This window comes from Streptomyces sp. NPDC051555 (assembly GCF_044454405.1).
Lineage (GTDB): Bacteria > Actinomycetota > Actinomycetes > Streptomycetales > Streptomycetaceae > Streptomyces.
The window spans coordinates 107,867-125,039 of record NZ_JBITDP010000010.1 but is presented as its reverse complement, the minus strand read 5'-3'; the positions used below and the strand labels follow the sequence as shown (position 1 = coordinate 125,039).

The 17,173-nt window shown below is 71.2% G+C and carries 14 protein-coding genes; 2 read left to right on the top strand and 12 right to left on the bottom strand.

The features are described 5' to 3' along the window. Nucleotides 1-166: 166 nt before the first annotated feature. A complete protein-coding gene (locus ACIBEA_RS21580) occupies nucleotides 167-952 on the top strand; it encodes a LysM peptidoglycan-binding domain-containing protein (RefSeq protein ID WP_399263210.1) in 786 nt (261 codons plus the stop codon). Nucleotides 953-1,154: 202 nt separating this feature from the next. Further along, nucleotides 1,155-2,657: a hypothetical protein gene (locus ACIBEA_RS21575; protein ID WP_399263208.1), complete on the top strand. Its 1,503-nt coding sequence runs from the start codon at nucleotides 1,155-1,157 to the stop codon at nucleotides 2,655-2,657. Between the two features lie 48 nt (nucleotides 2,658-2,705). Here ACIBEA_RS21575 and ACIBEA_RS21570 read toward each other — a convergent pair whose 3' ends face one another. From ACIBEA_RS21570 to ACIBEA_RS21515, 12 genes are all read right to left on the bottom strand, one after another. Next, nucleotides 2,706-3,743, bottom strand: coding sequence for a lantibiotic dehydratase C-terminal domain-containing protein (locus tag ACIBEA_RS21570; RefSeq protein WP_399263206.1), 1,038 nt, complete (start codon nucleotides 3,741-3,743; stop codon nucleotides 2,706-2,708). A 4-nt stretch (nucleotides 3,744-3,747) separates the two neighbouring features. Next, nucleotides 3,748-6,810, bottom strand: coding sequence for a lantibiotic dehydratase (locus ACIBEA_RS21565; protein ID WP_399263204.1), 3,063 nt, complete (start codon nucleotides 6,808-6,810; stop codon nucleotides 3,748-3,750). A gap of 54 nt (nucleotides 6,811-6,864) precedes the next feature. Beyond that, nucleotides 6,865-7,596, bottom strand: a complete 732-nt coding sequence (locus ACIBEA_RS21560) for a DUF4255 domain-containing protein (RefSeq protein WP_399263202.1) — start codon at nucleotides 7,594-7,596, stop codon at nucleotides 6,865-6,867. Nucleotides 7,597-7,647: 51 nt separating this feature from the next. Beyond that, the gene (locus ACIBEA_RS21555) at nucleotides 7,648-8,970 is read right to left on the bottom strand and encodes a hypothetical protein (RefSeq protein WP_399263200.1); all 1,323 of its coding nucleotides are present in this window, start codon (nucleotides 8,968-8,970) and stop codon (nucleotides 7,648-7,650) included. Beyond that, complete coding sequence (locus ACIBEA_RS21550) at nucleotides 8,967-10,589, bottom strand: NADase-type glycan-binding domain-containing protein (RefSeq protein WP_399263199.1); 1,623 nt, start codon at nucleotides 10,587-10,589, stop codon at nucleotides 8,967-8,969. Before ACIBEA_RS21550 ends, ACIBEA_RS21555 begins: the two co-directional genes overlap by 4 nt. A 35-nt stretch (nucleotides 10,590-10,624) precedes the next feature. Next, the gene (locus tag ACIBEA_RS21545; RefSeq protein WP_399263197.1) at nucleotides 10,625-11,272 is read right to left on the bottom strand and encodes a hypothetical protein; all 648 of its coding nucleotides are present in this window, start codon (nucleotides 11,270-11,272) and stop codon (nucleotides 10,625-10,627) included. Between the two features lie 46 nt (nucleotides 11,273-11,318). Next, nucleotides 11,319-13,289, bottom strand: a complete 1,971-nt coding sequence (locus ACIBEA_RS21540; RefSeq protein WP_399263195.1) for a putative baseplate assembly protein — start codon at nucleotides 13,287-13,289, stop codon at nucleotides 11,319-11,321. Further along, the gene (locus ACIBEA_RS21535) at nucleotides 13,276-13,725 is read right to left on the bottom strand and encodes a GPW/gp25 family protein (protein ID WP_399263193.1); all 450 of its coding nucleotides are present in this window, start codon (nucleotides 13,723-13,725) and stop codon (nucleotides 13,276-13,278) included. Before ACIBEA_RS21535 ends, ACIBEA_RS21540 begins: the two co-directional genes overlap by 14 nt. A 187-nt stretch (nucleotides 13,726-13,912) precedes the next feature. After that, the gene (locus ACIBEA_RS21530; RefSeq protein ID WP_399263191.1) at nucleotides 13,913-15,721 is read right to left on the bottom strand and encodes a VgrG-related protein; all 1,809 of its coding nucleotides are present in this window, start codon (nucleotides 15,719-15,721) and stop codon (nucleotides 13,913-13,915) included. A gap of 69 nt (nucleotides 15,722-15,790) precedes the next feature. Then, nucleotides 15,791-16,018 (bottom strand): LysM peptidoglycan-binding domain-containing protein, encoded by a 228-nt coding sequence (locus tag ACIBEA_RS21525; protein WP_399263189.1) that lies wholly within the window; start codon nucleotides 16,016-16,018, stop codon nucleotides 15,791-15,793. Continuing rightward, the gene (locus ACIBEA_RS21520; protein ID WP_399263187.1) at nucleotides 16,015-16,491 is read right to left on the bottom strand and encodes a hypothetical protein; all 477 of its coding nucleotides are present in this window, start codon (nucleotides 16,489-16,491) and stop codon (nucleotides 16,015-16,017) included. The genes ACIBEA_RS21525 and ACIBEA_RS21520 overlap by 4 nt, the downstream gene beginning before the upstream one ends. Before the next feature lie 13 nt (nucleotides 16,492-16,504). After that, nucleotides 16,505-16,957, bottom strand: a complete 453-nt coding sequence (locus ACIBEA_RS21515) for a phage tail protein (protein WP_399263185.1) — start codon at nucleotides 16,955-16,957, stop codon at nucleotides 16,505-16,507. Nucleotides 16,958-17,173: the final 216 nt, after the last annotated feature.

Sequence of the window (17,173 nt, the reverse complement as noted above, 5' to 3'; positions counted from 1 at the left end):
CTGGAGAAATCCGATGTCCCCGTCCCATGTATCGAAAAAGAAGGAATCCGTCACGCGCGGTACTCCATCGCCGCAGGTGGAGCACGAGACGTTCCCTCTGGTCGCCCCAGGGACGGCCCGGAGCGTCGGGGAATGGGCCCCGGGGGCGCAGCCCATCGTGATCGACATGGAGAACCCCCGCGTCTATGCGGACACCACCAGTGCCGTGGACACGCAGCTGACCTGGAAGGACTATGCGGGAACTGCGGCCATTCTCGGTGGCGCGGCTCTGGGCGTCGTGGGTCTGGGCGCTCTGGGGGCGTACGGGCTGGCGCAGTGGATGGCAGGGCCGTCCACCGGGTCACCTGCGGCCGCTCAAGGTGCCTCGGCTCCGGCCACCCGCATCGAACCGACGGTACCCACCTCCGTACCGCACCTGGACCGTGATCCCTACGCCGGACGCAACAGGCGCATAGCCGAGAACCAGAAACCGCCCATCGGGCTCTACTATGCCGATCCCGACGCCTACCGGAAGGCTGTCGATGACTACAACTGGAAACTGGACGGCGGTAAGGCCGGAGATATCTTGAAGTGGGCATCCATGGCCATAACTCTGCCGGGATCCAAGGTACCCAAGGTCAACGTGCGGCCCGTTCTCAACAAACTCATCATCTGGCTCTCCAGTAAACTCACCAAAGACCAGTGGAGGGCTGCGCAACAAGCCGCCGGGACGAACTTCGTCTTCAGGGACAAGGTCACCTGCAAGAGGAACCGCGTGCCCATGTGTCAGAAGGAGGTCTTCCGCGTGTACACCGTGAGGGCTGGGGACTCGCTGCACTCCATCGCCACGAAGGAACTCGGGAACATGAACCTCTGGGCCAGTATCTACGCGTCCAACAGGGGAACGATCGGGAAGTTTCCGTTCACCCTCAAGGCGGGACAGGAGGTCCTTCTGCCCATGCCGACAGGTTGAGTTGCTCTCGCCCGACCTTTCGCTCCGCTCCTTGTCCGAAGGAGTACTTGCGAAAAGACCTATTGGGACTTGACATCCTTGTGGGAGACGTGTTCCGAATCATCGGATATACCGTCAAAGATCAATAGGCGTAGGCTTGGTGTCAGCCGTATAGCGGCGTCCAGGACCCGGGTCATGCCCGGCTCCCCCAGGAAGGATACGAATGCCTGGCAAGGGAAGTTACGCCTTCGTCGATCCCAAGCGGTTGAAAGGCGATCTGCAGAGCGGTAGCACACCATCGCCGTCATATCGCGCGGTCGAGTTCGACGCATCGACCCCAACTGCTCTTCTTACAGCGGGTCAACAGGGTTCCCCGCAGCAAGCGCCCCAACAGGGCATGGACGACCAGGCGGCCGTCAGGCTCCAGCAATGGGGCATCGGCATGAGCGCGACGGCTTTGCCCAGAGCCATGCTCGATCAGTACGGTACGGCTCCGCCCCAGGTGGACCCGCACGTCGCCCTCGCGCACGGGGTGCTTCCCCATCAGGTGAGTGGCCTGGTGAGCGGGATCATCGGCCTTCCTGTGGGGCCCATCGGCATGGCCAGTGACATCCTCGAACTGCGCAAACGGTGGCTTGCACGCAAACGGACACCGGGCCTGGAATCCTCCCCGCAGAGCCAACCGGCGACGTATGCGCAGACGTCGCTGGGGGCGAAGTCGGCATCTCTGGCCGAGCAGACCATCGGTACGGCCACTTCGGGTGTCTCGCTGGCCAAGGGCGGCCTCACCCTGGCGGAGAACGCCGTGAGCGGTTTCCACGTCCAGGCGTCGGCGCTCGCGGGGATGTCGTACTTCACCGGCCCGGTGGGTACGGCCATCGGCGCGTATCACGTGGGCAAGGGCGTGAGCAGCCTGGTCCGCGGCAGCGACGTGAAGTCGCGGCTGCAGGAATGGCCCGGAATGCCTCCCTACGCGCACACGGCGGAGGGGAAGGAGTACGTCGAGCGGGTCGAGGCACTGAGCGCGCGGCGGAACGGGCTCCTCAAGGAGATCCTGGGGCCGCGTGACGCAGGCGACCTGGCATGTGAACTGCACACGGTATCCACCCTGCTCGTCGCAGCCCAAAGGGAACTCAAAGCGCATGTGGAGCCCTACCAGGAGCTCCGCGACCAGCTCGCGGGCATCCACGAGTACGCCGTGGAGCAGCGCTCCAGTCGGCAGGTCAAACGGGCCGCGCAGCTGGGTACCGACGGATTGGGGACGGCCGGGGGCGCGATCGGCATCGCGGCCGTGGCCGGAGCCGCCATCCCCGTCGCCGGATGGGCGGTCGCCGGTACCGTCGCGACGGCATCGATCGGGATGGGGGCGTACAAGGTCTCCCGGTCCGTCTACAAGCGGTACCAACGGGCCGCGTGGGAGCCGGGTGATCTCAGCGCCAGCGCGAAGTTCTGGCGGGCCCTCGCTCTCTGGCGCCCGGTGGGTACCTCGACCCGACAGGTGCTGGCCGCGCGGCTGTACGAACTCGCGGCAGGACCTGACGGTCCGGCTTCCCAGGCTGCTCAAGAGCTCCTTCGGGCACTCCAGTTGGGCCACGAGGACTTCGCCGAGCACCGGCGCCTGGACGGAAGGGTTCTCCTGACGGAGGCGCAGTGGCGCGACTCCCTCCGTGCCCCCGCGGAGGAGAAGGCGTGGATCGAAGCCATTGAGAAGAAGCTGTCGACCTGATGGCCGCGGGCGGGGCGTTCCCGACGACGCCACGGAACCCCGTGGCGTTCAGGGGCGCCCCGGCCGGGCCAGGTCGTGAACGGCCTGGGCGAGGAGGAGGCGGAGGTACGTCTCCTGCTGGCAGCCGATGCCGACCCGGTTGGTGAACTGGTGCGCGGCCCGGCCCAGTACGTGGTGGGCGGCGATCGCCGCCTCCGGCGGGCGCCGGGTGCCCTGCCAGGCCGAGTCCGGATACAGCTCGCTCAGCCCCGCGGGCGCATACGCCCCTTCGGCGACCAGGGTGGTCAGCCGGGCGGACAGCGTCCGTACCGAGTGCGACCACGCGGCGGCCGGGCCGGTGCCCCGCCTCCCGTGTGCCCGCGGGTCGGCATCCTCGTGGAGCGCGACGGCCCGGGGCCCGCCGACCGCCGCCCACAGCCGACGGGTCTGCTCGCGCAGGCTCGCGCCCCGTGCGCGGTAGGTCGCGTGGGCCTCGCCGGCTATCCGCCGCCGCTCGGACGGGCGCGGGTGCGCCAGGATCGCCTGGGGGTCCGTCAGCCGGGCGCAGTCGGCGATGCTGAGGCCCGACGCGGCCAGTGCCATCGTCAGGTGCGCGAGCGCCACGTTCATCCGGGCCTGCCGGGTCGCCGGCCCCGCCAGCAGGGACAGCGCCAGGTTGCTGGACTGGGCGAAGTGCCGTTCGACGGCGGTGACCGCCTCCCCGTGCCCGTACCAGTCGGGCTCCCGGACGTACGGGGCCTCCTCCACCGTGTCGGCCGCCCGCACCGACCGGTCCGCGGCGTCCAGGCGGTGCGCCCGGGCGTACGCGGCGACCGAGGCGGCGTAGGACGAGGCGGTGACCGGGGCCGGTGTGGGATGCGCGGCCAGGTGCGCGGCGAGCCGCCCCTCGGCGGCCCGGCGCACGGCGCCGCTCTGCATCGGTTGTGCGGGCAGTAGCCGCAGCCGGATGTGCGGCCCGCCCTCCCAGGAGCGCTGGAAGAACCAGCCGCGCAGCAGCCCGGCCTCCTCCAGCCCGCGCACCAGCGGGCTCACGGCCCGGGACAGCAGCAGATCCTGGTCGCCCCAGTGGTAGACGTGCAGGCTCACCCAGTCATCGGCGGCGGCCCACCCCCTGCTCGGGAGGGGCCGCTTGCACCCCGTGTGGCCCCCCGTGTGTCCCTTGCCCATCACATCGAACCTCCGGTCCGTTGATCTCCAGGGCGTACTCGGTCACCCTGGTCTGTCGCTCCGGGCCGGGCAGGGCCTCCTGGAGGACGAGGACCGCCTCGGCGGCCCGGCCCCCACCCGGCAAGGAGCGGGTGAACGCGGCCAGCAACGGGTGCACGGCCACGTCGACGTACAGCGGGCGGGGACCCGGCTCCCCGCAGCCCGGCACCACCCGGGCGAAGAACTCCCGCGGCAGCCCGTGCCCGTCCAGCCAGGCGGCCAGCCGCACCAGGTGGGTGTGCTCGGGCTCGGTGGGCCTGCGGACCGGGAACAGCCGGGCGGGCAGCCGCCAGGTGGCCCGGCGCAGGGTCAGCCGCCCCAGCTCGACCCGCGGCCGGAACCCCACCGCACCGGCCGACGTGGGCGGTCCCGGGGCGTCCCACGGCAGCCGCTCGGGCGCGCCGTGCACCCCGAACCCGCGCACGAGGAACCGCAGCGCGGGCGGGAGCAGCGGCACCGCCATGCTGCCCAGGTGCAACGGGACCACGACGGAGTCCAGCCGCGCGGAGCGCAACACCGGCAGCCCGGTGCCCGGGTCGAGGACCGCCCGGAGGTCGGTGAGCTGGATCCGCTGCTCCGCGGGACAGTCGGCGCCGGTGGTCGTGAAGGGGTAGTCGATGCGGTGGGCGACGCCCGGGGCCCGCAGGTTGAGGTTCGAGCCGAACGCCCCGTCGGTCTCGGCGTACACGCGGTCGGGCGCGGTGGCGGTGTAACGGGGGCGGGGCGCGGGCGCGGGTGCGTCGGCCGGGTCGGCGTCGCGGGGGGCGGCGTCCTGGGCGGCGGCGTCCTGGTCGCGCAGCCGGTCGTAGCGGGCCCGGCCCGCGCCGAAGCCGGTGCCGAGGCCCGCGAGGACGAGCCGCTGCGGAGCGGGGCCGCGGCCGGGCTCCGGGTCCCCGACCGACGGACCGTCTTCGAGCGGACCGTCTTCCAGCGGCTGGACGAAGCAGGTCAGGGACTCCGGCGCGCGGACGTGGGCGGGCAGCGCGGCGAGGAGCGCGTCGAGCCGGGCGGCCTCGACCCGGGCCGGACCCGCGCCGTCCGGACCTGCGCCGTCCGGCCCCGCCGGGTCCCGGGGGCCGTCGCCGAGGAGGGCCAGGGCGTGGGCGCGTAGCCGTGCGAGCTGCCGGAGCGGGCCAAGCGTACTGCCCGCCAGCGCGGTGTCCGTTCCGGCGGGGTCGTCTTCGGGCGATGGCGGTCCGGCCAGCAGGGACAGCAGTTCGGCGGCTCCGATCCGGCCGGGCGCCGGGGCGTGCACGGCGTGCGCGGACTGTTGGACGTACCGGTAGAAGGACAGCAGCGGGAGCCCGCCCGGGAACCGGTCGCGCAGTACCGAGGCCAGCGCCAGCTTGAGCGGCAGGTCGGCGTCGAAGAGCCCGGCGAGGCGGCGGACGGTCTGGAGGTCCGCGCAGACCGGCTGCCACCGCTCCCAGGGCAGCGCCGTGGAGGTGTCCGACAGGAAGTTCTCGTGGAAGGGGGCGCGGGCGGCCGTCCGGGTCCGGCCACGGGCGGGAATCCGGGCCCGCTGGTCGGCGGTCGGGGCCAGGGCGGGCGAGCGCAGCACGGTCCGGGCGGCGGTGCGGGTCGCGGCCCGCTCGCCGGGGCTGTCGCTGTCCTCGTACGCCCGGAGCAGCCGCCGCAGCTCGCGCAGCGGCGCGGCCACGCTCCGGCCCCCGGGAACGGGAGCGGAAGCGGAAGCCGCGGACGGGGTGTCCGGTGCACCGGAGGGCAGGGCCGGGGCCCGGCCGCCCGGCGGCCCGAGCCAGGCCAGGAGTTCGCCCAGCTGGTCCGGGGCCTGGTCGGCGAAGGGGAGCCGCAGTTCCAGCAGGCCGACGGCGGTCAGGGCGTCGACGAGCGCGTCGGCCTGTTGCGGGGTCCGCCCACCCAGGGCGAGCAGATCGGCGCGCAGGCCGCCGAGGGTGGCCCGGCCGGGGGCCTCGCGGACCAGGCGCAGGCAGCTCCGTACGGCCTCGTCCGCGGGCGTCCGGGCGACGGGCTCACCGGTTTCGGCGCTGAGGAACCACAGGTGGCCGTCCTCCTCGACGGCGCTGGGGTTGACCCGTACGGCGAGGCGGCGGGCCAGCTCGGGGCGGGTGGCGAGCTGCCGGGCGAGCTGTTGGAGCATCCAGGCGCTGGGTTCCACGACGCTGCGCAGGGCGGGGTCGGCCCCGTCGCCGCGACGGTCACGGTCACGGTCGCGGTCGCGGTCGCGGTCGGGTAGCGCGTACGGGGCGTCGTCCGCGCCCGGGCCGTGGTGGAAGGAGCCGTCGGCGGTCACGGTGAAGGTCGCGTACCGGCTGGGCCGGGTCGCGGCCCGGGCCACCTGGCGGGCCAGCAGCCTCAGTACGGTGTCGCCCGGGAGCGCGGCCGGGTCCTGGAGCCACTGATCGAGCTGTTCGAAGACCTCGGGACTGCCCTGCACCAGGCCGCGCCGGAAGCTCCGGCCACCGACGGCGGTGCGCAGCGCGGCGGTCGTGGCGGGCTTCTCGGCGGCGTGGATCCCGGCGAGTTCGGCCGTGCAGAGCCGGTAGCGCTCCAGTTCGCCGAGCCACCGCTCCACGCGTTCGCACACCTCGTCGGGGAGGACGTCCCACACCTGCTGGCCCCACACCCAGTCGTCCGGCGGCACCAGCCCGGCGAGCGCCGAGCGCACCTCGGCGACGGCGGGCCGCAGCCCGCTCGCCCCGGTCGCGGAGCCCCGGCCCGCGAGCCGGGCCAGCAGCCCGGAGAGCTGCCGTCCCTCCTCGGTCAGCCAGCGGTGCGCCGGGACGAGGGAGTAGACGGCGGCCCAGGTACGGGGGGCGCGCAGCGCGGTCAGCTCCTCGGACGGAACTCCGGCGGCCCGGACCACGAACGCCGGTGCGATCCACTCGCCGGATTCCGGTTCCGGTCCGGTGAGCCGTGCCGCTGCGGCGCCGAACCGCTCCGCTCCCCCGCCGAACTGCCGCACTGTCCTGCCCTCCCCGCCCGTGGTCCGAGAATCCCGATGGTGTCGGGATTCAATCTAGGCGTCGGATTTCTCCGTATCCGGGGCAGAAGATGACGGTGTGTATCCACTGGAGGACTTCCGGCCGATCTCCTCCACATTGCGCCGCGGCCGGGCCGTGCCCCGCGGCCGGGGCGGCCGGGGCCGCGGCTCCGGCGGCACGATCGGCGGGTCGAGCGTGGCGGCCCGCAGACCGAACTCCCGGATCGGCTCGGTGGTCACCTTCGTGCCGGGCGGACTGACGGGCACGGTCACCAGCAGGTCCAGGACCGGCCGGGCCGGGGTGCCCAGCCCCGACCAGAGCTTCGACGCGGGGGATTCGGCGCCTTCGGGGACCTCGCGCAGGTGCAGCCTCGGTCGCTCCACGAGGGAGGTGCCGCCGTACACGGACGGGGCGGGCGTCAGCCGCTCGGTGGCGACGCACCACTCCAGCAGGGTGCCCAACAGCCGGTGCTCGTCGCGCGGGCTGTGGCCCCACACGGTCATGGCGTACCCGAGCCGGAAGGACCGGGCCGGCTTGCTGCGGCCGACGACGACGCCGTTCTCGTCGATGACGTTGGTGTCGCCCGCCTGCCGCTTGGCCACGTCCTCCTCGATGCTGTGTAGGAAGAGGTTCAGGCACAGCCCAGAACGCCGGGCCGCCCAGTCGGAGTTGGGCGTCTCGAAGGCGATCTCCGCGTTCACTCCGCTCAGCGGGCCGGCGCGCAGCTCACGCTCCAGGGTGTCGTCTACGTGCTGAACGATGCTCATGGGACGGTCGGCTCCAGAGGGGGTGTGGGGGATGGGGAAGAGGGTCCGCGATCACGACGGCGGCTTGATCTCCACGGCGTTGGGGCCCTTCAGCGGGATCAGCTCACCGACGAGCACCACGGTGCCCTCGCAGGTGGTGAGGGTGCCCGGTTGGCCGGAGGTGGACGGACCCGGGCTGGGCGACGGGCCGCCGGACTGGGGCGGCTGGCACTGCACCCGCAGCGTGACCTTCTGGTCCTCCTTCGGCGAGAGCGTCTCGGGCACCGTGACGTCCTTGGCACTGGCCGCGTCCTGGCTGCTCAGTTGGTTTCCCGCGACCGTGACGAAGAGGACGCCCGGACCGCTGCCGGACAGGTTCAGGGACTTGACCGCGAGCCGGTAGCCCTTGGGCACGGTGTAGCTGTCCTCCAGCTTCCCGCCGGGCCGGCTCGTGACCGCGATCGACTTGTTGAGCTGCTGCTTCTTCAGGGCCCCCGCGTCCTTCTGGTCCTTCTTCTCCTGCTCGGCCTTCTGCTCCGCCTGCTCCTCCTCCTTCTTCTTCGCGTCCTCCTCCTTCTTCTGCTCCTGCTGGACCGCCTCCATCTGGGTGGGGCCCTTGGCGGACTCGGCCGCGACCTTCGGCTTCTTTCCGCCCACCGGCGAGAACCACAGCACCGCGAACGCCACCAGCGCCGTCACCGCCATGATCAGTCCCTTGAGCACCGGCTTGGGCACCAGCGGGCGCTGCCGGTGGGTGAAGGAGGCGCTGGCGCCCTCCGCGTGCTCCTGCTCCAGGTGGATCACGATCGGCCAGTTGGCGGCCGTCCCGGTGAACATCGGGGTCCGCACCCGCGTCATGAGGGCCACCCGGGCCTGTTCCCCCGGCTTCAGCACCAGCCGGGAGCGGCGCAGCGACACCGCCAGCGGCGCGTCCTTGGCCTCCGGCGCCACGCGCAGCCGCACCGTCGCCGTCGCGTTGCCGGTGTTCTCCACCAGGACCAGGTTGCTGCTCCACAGCGCCCCGCCGACGCGCGCCCGGTCCGCTTCGATCGTCGCGTCGTGGAACTCGCCGACCTGGATGTCCGCTTCGGGGACGGCCACCGCGGCAGGGTCCTCCACGGAGGCGACCCGGATGGCGAAGGTCAGCGGACCGGGGGTGAGTTCGCTGTCCCGGGGCAGCGAGAGCGGAATGTTGATCTTCTCGTGGTTGCCGGGGTAGACGGGCAGCTGCCCGAGATCTGGCTCGGCGTCCGGCCAGTATGCGGGCGGCCCGACCAGCCACAGCTGGTACGCGTCCACGATCCGGCTCTCGTTCCACACCCGCAGGTGCGCGGTGAGCGCCTCGCCCGGGGTGATCACGTCCTCGGGGACGGTGAGTTCGGCTCGTAGGGTCATGTCGCCTGCCTGCTGAAGAACTGGATCTCGGCCATGGCGACCGGCATGTTCGGCTTCAGCCCCGGGTTCACGGCCTCGATCTTGACCTGGACCGACACCACGTTGTCGATGCCCAGGTCGAAGCGCTGGGAACCGGGCTGGCCGCCGAGCGTGATCTCCTTCTCCACCAGACCCCGGTCCGTGGTCGTGGCCGTCACCGTGATCTTGGTGGGACGCCCGGTCTGCCAGAACTGCCCCGGGCTCTTGGACGCGCCATTGACGATGAGCAGGGACGTCAGCCGGAACGGTGCGTTGAAATCGGCGGTCCAGTACTGACCCACCGCCTTCTCGCCGGTACCCTTCGGCGCCCACGCCTTGTTGTCCATGCCGTCCGCGGCCAGGTTCGCCTCGAAGCCCTTGGCGTTGCTCGACGCAGACACCTTGTCCGGCGGCACCTGGTACTGCGACAGGAAGCGGTCCTTGATCAGCGGCACGGCCGATTGTGCGGCCGCCGCCGCGCTGCCCATCGACATGCCCGCCGCCATGCACACCGGCAGGGCGACGGCCACCACGCCCCAACGCCGGTCCCAGTGCCACACGTCCGGGCGCTCCAGGTAGTCCTGCTTGATCTGCTGCCAACGGGTGGGCTCCGGCGGCTCGGGCTCGGGCCGCAGCTGCGCCCCGCAGGGGTGGCAGTACGTACGGTTCTCCGCGTTGGGCTGGCGGCACTCGGGGCACAGCAGCAGGTGCGGGATACCGGCGGCGGGGGTCGCCTCCTCCCCGCGGCCCCCGGGATACCCGGTTGCCGTGGGGTGCCCGGTTGCCGTGGTGGCCGGGGGCGGGTCTGCCAGGGCGGTGCGCAGCACCACCTGGCCGCTGATCACCTGGGTCCGCTCGGCGGCCGACTCGGCCGCCGGGGTCACGTAGCCGACCGGGGCCGCCGGGTATCCGACGGGCGCGGCCGCGTACCCGACGGGGGCGGCGCCCGAAGCGGCCGCCGCGGTGAAGTCCGCGGGGGAACGGGCGGCTTGGGGACGGGCGGGCTGCGGTCGGGCGGTCGACGGGGCGGGCGCGGTGGGCGCCTGCGCGAACAGCGGGTCGGGGCGGAACAGCTCCCCGGTGAGCTCGGTGGCCCGGCCGGTGCGGTTGTCGCGCAGCCCTTGCGGCCAGCCGTCCTGGCCGGTCGGGGCGGCCTGGTACGGAGCCTGGGGCCCGGTCCCGTAAGCGCTCCCGTCCGAGGGCGTGTGCAACGAGGACGGCACCGGGATCGGCACGGACGCGGGTATGGGCGCGGGTACGGACGTGGGCGCGGCGGCGGCAGGGTATCCGGCTGCCCCCGCGAGGTGCTGCCCGGAGCCCGCTCCCGCCCCGGCCGCGTGGTGCGAGCCGGACCGGGTCGGGACCGGGCCGACCTTCGGCCCGGTCTCCGTGTGCGGACCCCGGTGCGAGCCCCGCCCGGTGCCGGTGCCGGGCGCATTGCCGGTCAGCGGCTCCGGAGCAGGAGCAGCGGGGCCCGGGTCCACCACCCGGTTGCTCCCGGTGACGTCCCACCCCATGTACGCCCCGCAGGACACGCAGAACATCTCGCCCGGGTAGGCCACGACCCCGCAGCCGGGGCAGACGTCCTGTTCGGTCTCCACGTGCCAGCCACGCCGACCCGACTGGGCCGCCCCCATCAGTACGAGCCCCCCGCCACGCCCCGCACGAGCAGCGGGTCCTCATCGTCCTCGACCACGACATCGGCGCTGACGTGCGCCGGGATCCACTCGCGGACCAGCTCCGTCACGTCCTCGGCGACCCCGGCCCGGTCCCGCGAGGTCCCGTACGGCAGCAGCACACGCAGCTGGGCCCGCGCCGCGCCCGGTACCGGGATCGACGGGTCGTCGGGCCCGGCGGCGCAGTGTGTGCCGCCCGACTCCGTCAGCTCCAGCCGCCCACCCAGCACGTAGCGCACCAGCAGGTCGAGGCCGGTCCTGGTGCCGCGCAGCCCGTGCAGCCGGTGGCCCGGCAGCAGCGCGTTGCGCCGCCCCTGCGAGTCCACGCAGGCGGGCAGCTCGGTCAGGCTCCAGTCCAGCATCCAGGTCACGAAGGAGTCCGGTGCGGTGCGCGGGTCGAAGTAGGCATCCAGGCAGTCCAGCGCGGTGATCAGCGGTGCGAGCACGTCGTCGAACCCGGCCAGGTACCGGTCGGCGAAGTCGCCCTGCCGGTAGCTCTCCGGCAGGATCGCGCGCAGCGACCTGCTGCCGTGCACGAGCGGCGGCACCTCGGCGACGGCCTGTGCGACCGCCGGGTGCAGCGATGCCCCTGAGGGCAGTCTTTCCATGTGTTCGGTCCCCTCCCTTGTTCCAGCGGGCGTTCCAGCGGGCGTTCTACCGGGCGTTCTTCACGGCGACCTGGTGGCGGAAGGAGAGGAAGAGCGTCGCCGGGCCGATCTCGATCCGGTCGGACGCGGGCATCCGCTCTCCCGTGCCGATGTCGGCGGGGTACATCTCCAGCTTCACCACCGACTCGACGTCCTCGCAGCGCGCGGCCACCGCGTACAGGTCGCTCAGCCGCAGCGCGCGGCCCAGCGGCCAGCCCGACCGGCTGCCCGCGCCGGAGTCGGAGCCCGCGGCGGCGGGCAGCGGGCTCAGGCACTCGTAGAGCGAGCGCAGCACCCGCTCCTTCACCTCGGCCCGGTCCGCGCCCTTGGCCGCCTCCACCTCGGCGACGACCGTCACGCCCTGGTAGGCGGGCCCGCTCACCGACACCAGCACGCCCAGCGGCCGGGCCGCCTCCACTGCGCGCGCGGCGGCGGCCAGCATGGGCTCCGGGGGCACCAGCTCGCGCCAGCTGTCCTCCTCGCGCACGTCCCGTACCCGGGGTACGAGCAACACCCTTACGAGGCCGGCGCGTTCGGAGCCCTCGGCCTCGGCCACGCACTCGACGCGGCCCGCGTCCCGGCAGGCCGCCTTCGCGATCGCCTCGTAGTCCTTCGCGGTCACGGCCCGGTCCTGGGTGCGCAGCCAGTGCCCGGCGCGCTGCTTGAGGCCCTCGACCGATTCCACGTCCACCCCGCCGGTCGCGGGGATCCGGTTCTCCACCCGGGACACCAGCGAGACCGGCGTGCGCAGCACGGTCAGCGTGGACGCCGCCACGTTGCCGCTGCGCCCGCCGCCGCGCCGGTAGCCGCCCGCGGTGATCCGGGCGCCGATCTCGGGCACGGCGCCGTACTGGCGTACCGTGCCGTCCGGCTGGCGCACGGCCGGACCGAAGCGCACGGTGCCGTTCACCTCGTCGACGGTGACGTGCCGGTCGCGCGGCCCGGACTCGGCGAACGAGGGCACTACCTTCCACACCCGCCGGCCCGCTGAGGTCTCCACCGCCACCGCGCGCAGCGATCCGGCGACCACCGGGGTGCGGTGCACTGTGAAGGACTGCCCGGGGGTGCCGTCGGAGACGCCCAGTTCGTCGCGCGGGACGCCCTCGCCCTCCACCGCACCGGTCGTCCCGCCCACGGTGTAGGCCTCCAGGGCCGACACCTTCGGGGAGGAGGAGTACGGCGGCTGGCCCGGGGCCGCTTCGACGATCCGGCAGCGCAGCCAACCCGCCTTGCGGCGCCCGAGGAGCGAGGCGGTGTGTCCGTCGGGCACGTGCAGCACGATGTCCCCCGGCCGGTTGAGGCCGCCGGTGCCGTCGCTCTCCACCTCGCAGGGCACCCAACCCTCCCCGCACCACGCCTCCCACACCCGCGGCGGGCGCCGCGGGTCCACGCCGACGCCGTCCATCCGGCACTCCACGCGCAGCGTGACCGCGCAGCGCGGAGCCGCGTTGTCCAGGCCCACGAGCAGGGCGTCGCCCGGGACGGGCGGTGTGGAGAAGCAGGTGACGGGCTCGCCCGACAGGAACCGCTCGGTCACCAGCTCGGGCGGCTGCCCGGCCCCCGCCGACCCGATGTGGGTCAGGGCGGTGGGGACGATGGTGAGCTCCCGGTCCGCGGTGAACACGCGCGCCGGGGTACTACCGGTCCGCACAGTGGCCACCTCCGTCCCGGCCTCGACGACGACCGCCCCCGGCTGCGGCGCCGAGAGCGAGAACGTCAGCTCGGTCGTGGCCGCCTGAGGCGCCGTCAACTGCATGCCGAGCAGGTCGAGGAAGCCCAACTGCACTTTGTCGGGTATCCGGTTGACCCGGTACGAGAGCTGGTCGACCATCTGCGCGAACGCCTCGACCAGCGCCACACCCGGATCCGACACGTTGTGGTCGGTCCACTCGGGGCAGCGGCGCTGGATGAAGCGCATCGCGTCGTCGACGAGGTCCTCGAAGCGACGGTCGTCCAGGTGGGGGCTAGGCAGAGACATCGCTGTCCCTCCTCTGTGGCTCGGTCTGCTGACCCGCGGTGTCGCGAGTGGGGATCAGATAGAAGGGGTGGACCAGGTTGTGGGGGCCGTTCGTGCCGGCGAGGTGATAGGCGACGTGGATGTCGACCACCTCCTGGTGGTCGGTGGTCCGCTCCACACGCACGTCGTCCACGACGATCCGCGGCTCCCACCGCTCCAGCGCCCTGCGCACCTCCTGCATGAGCGCGGCGCCAGTAGCGGAGTCGAACAATTCGAAGACGTAGTGGCGCACAGCGCAGCCGAACTCCGGCCGCATGGGCCGCTCACCCGGCTCGGTGTTCAGGATCAGCCGGATGGACTGTTCGACGTCCGCGGAGCCGGCCGCCATGGCGATCCCGCCGGAGGGGCTCACTCCCAAGGGGAAGGACCAGCCGTGGCCGAGGAAGAGATCGGACACCCGGATCAGCCTCCCACCCCGGTGATACCCCGCCCGCCGCTGCCACCGGCGTGGGCCGAGAGGGAAGCGGGGCACGGGATGCGGACGTACGAGCTGGCGTCATGGCCACGAACGGACACGAGCACGGTGTGGTCTCCTCTGGTGGAGCGGATGGGGAAGTGGGGCGAGAAGCCGGGCACGGCCGTGATCAGTTGATGTTGACCAAGGGGCTGCCCTTGATGTTGACCATGGGGGCACCCTTGAGGGTCGCGCCCTCGGGCTTCAGCGCGAGGGAGGAGCTTCCGCCCTTCGCCGTGAGGTCCATCAGCCCCTCGACGGAGACGGTGCGCCCGGTGAGCCTGGCCTCGCCCTCCGTGGCGTTGATGGTCACCTTCTTGCCCTTCAGCAACAGGTCCCCCGCACCGGCGTCCACCGTCACGTCGCCCTTGCCCGTGATCTTGATCTTGCCGTCGCTGCTGATGGAGACCGTGCCGCCGCTCTTTTCGTGCCCGTCCATCCTGAGATAGAGCTTCCCGTCGCCGGTGCTGAGGTTCACGCCCATGCCGGCGCCGTCCTTGTCGATCAGCTCCAGCCGGTGCCCCCCCTTCGAAGCGAAGCTCCGGAGGTTGGTCTGGCCCTTGCCTTCGTCAATAATCTTCATCGAATGCTGGATCGGGGTGTCGTCGATGCCGCACACCACGAGCGGACTGTCCAGACAGCCCTGCTCGAATACGACCGCCACCACGTCGCCCACCTCGGGCAGGACCACGCCGTGGCCGCGGCTGCCGCCCAGCTGCGCGGTCTCGGCCCAGGTGGTCTCGTACTTGGCGTCCAGGCAGTCCAACTTCACCCGCACCCGGCCGAGTTTCTTCGGATCCTTGATGTTGGTGACCTTGCCCCGCACGAACCCGGGGATGCGACGCAGCCCCTCCTCCGCGTTGCCGGGCTGCCCGACCACCGCCCGGTCGGTACCCTCGTCCACCGTCAGTTCGGTCCGGTAGCCCTGTACCGGGTGGAAGTGGTGCCGCACCTTGGTCACGGTGAACTGTCCCTCGAACTGTGTGCCGAGGCCCTTGAGCTTCACCACGGAGCGCAGCCGCAACGTGGGCTCCCCACGCACTACCGCGTGCAGCCGCATGAGGCCCCCCTCCACCTCCTGGGCCATGCTCTCGGCCACTGCCGCGACCTCGTCGCTCTTGGAGCGCGGCAGTCCCGCCAGCACCATGGGCGCGTAGTGGCTGGAGGAGGACGCGGACTGCTTCCCCCACGCCCCGCCCTTGGCCGTCTTCTTCTCGGAGGTGACCGGTGCCTTCTTCTCCCGATCCCAGCCGCGCACCTCCACCTTCGGGACCTGGTGCGCCAGCGAAGCGGCCGTCCGAACGCTGATCAGGTTGTCCCCGAAGTGCAGGACGACGCCCGGACCGTCTTCGGCGGCCACACGCCTCTTGAAGTGCAACTTCCCCTCACGGAAGTACAGGTCCCGTCCGTTCTCCCGGGCCAGGTGGCTGAGGAAGTCCCAGTCGGACATGCCCGGCTGGCTGAGGTATTCGTAGGGGAACTTGGTGTCCTCGACGTCCGGTGGGTTCACCTCGGCCAGCTTGGCGACCTTTTTGACGATCTCACCGGCCGTCATGCCCTCATACGCGACCGTCCGCCGGCCGAGGCGCAGCCTGTGGGACAAGTCTCGCGCCCGGACCACGGTCATCACGCCTCCGGTGTGCCCGGACGCGCCCGCGGTGTCGACGGAGGCCTTGGCCTCGCACTCCGTCACCTCGCCGACGAAGATGGGAACAGGACCCGCGGCCGTGATCGCCTTCACTTCGATCCGGCTTCCCAGCTTGATGCCGGACTCCTTGAACAGCGACGCGTTGCGCGGGTCCCGGAAACCGATCTCGGCCTTGGCGGAGGTACGCCCGTCCTCTTCCACGGAAACCCAGGCCAGGACGTTGGCGATCTTGGGCAGGATGGTCTTCTTGTCCACCAAGATTTCCACCCCGGCGGTGTGACGCCCGGTCATGTTTCTGTCCTTACGTGTACGGAGTGAGGGAAGGGGGTCGGCGACGGAGCGCCCTGAATTCGAGGGCGGTCAGATTTCGGCCGGACCTGGGAGCAGGAGGGTGGTGCCCGGCTGGAGTTTGGAGGGATCGTCGATCCCGTTCAGCTCGGCGATTTCCCGCCAGTCGTTGACCCGCCCGCTGTGCCGTGCGGCGACCGATTGCAGAGAATCTCCGCGCACTACGACGCAGACCTGTCGGGCCGCGTACGCCCCGGGCGCTGTTCCGCGGAGGTGCGGATCGGTCGGGCGCCGGCTCATACGCCGACCTCTTCCAGGACGAGTTCACACCGCGCAGCCAAGGGGGTGCCGTCGTGGGAGAAACGGAGATACTGCACCGACAGCTGCTTGAGGACCATGTAGAAATTAACCGTCGACATCTTGCCCCACGTGAACGTCAGCCAGGGCGGTGAGGGTTCGTTCCGGTCATGGGATTTCGTGGTGACCTCACACCATTTCATGAGCTTCTTGACCTTCGCGTCAACCGGTTTGGAAGACTCGTTGGCTTCGTCGAACAGCAGTGACATAGTCAAGATCCTCGGCCGACCGCCGAGGAATTCCGGCACGGACGTGTGAGGTGCGAGCCGCGCTGCGTGCCGGGCCCACTCCGTCTCCTTGACCAGGCTCAGCTTGGCGGGGTTGTAGTCCACAGCCAGTGGGTCCTTGGAGGAAAGATCTGGTTTCGACATTCCACCGAGGGGCGGTTCGTAGGCGGTCAGGATTGCCTTTTCCATGGCGTCTGGTCTCCTAGGTGATGACTTTGAAGCCCCGGTGGGCGAATTCGATCTCTTCGAAGGCGACCGCACCCGCCTCCGCCAGCGTATCCGCCGACGCCTGTCGCACCGGCACCCGCCAGGAGACCGGCATTATCTCCAGAAACTGGAACTTAATTATTTCTTTTGTTCCGCCATCCTCGAAAAAAGCGATCTCACCCGTCCGCTGTACTGGATTCTTCATGTTGTCGAAGACCCATTCCCAAGTCTTCGGCGACTGCTCGCGCGAAAGGACCCGGGAGACTATGAGAGGCTTGTAGTTGATACGCATGGGTCGCCAATTAGGCGCGTCATCCCCCCCTTCCCACACCTGTTCCCCCTCCATCCACATGGAGAGTTCCGAGATGTTGGTGAAATCTCCAAAGAGTTCTCCACCTTTGCTTCCCGGAAACGTCAAGCTGAATTTCTTGAGCGTTATCAGAGTCACGGTGCTGTCTCCTATTCGGGGAGCTGGATTCCTGGCGGAATGCCCCAGCTCGACGTTTCTGCAGCCGGCGCCGGGCGGCCTTCGCCGCCTGTCGTTGCACACCCGCCTGCTGGTGCGATCAGGGGGGCGTCCGCCACGGCGGGACGGAAGACGGCACGTCCGTCCGCCGTCGGGTGAGGCCGGAACACGCGGTGCGTCCCGAACTCGTGGAACACG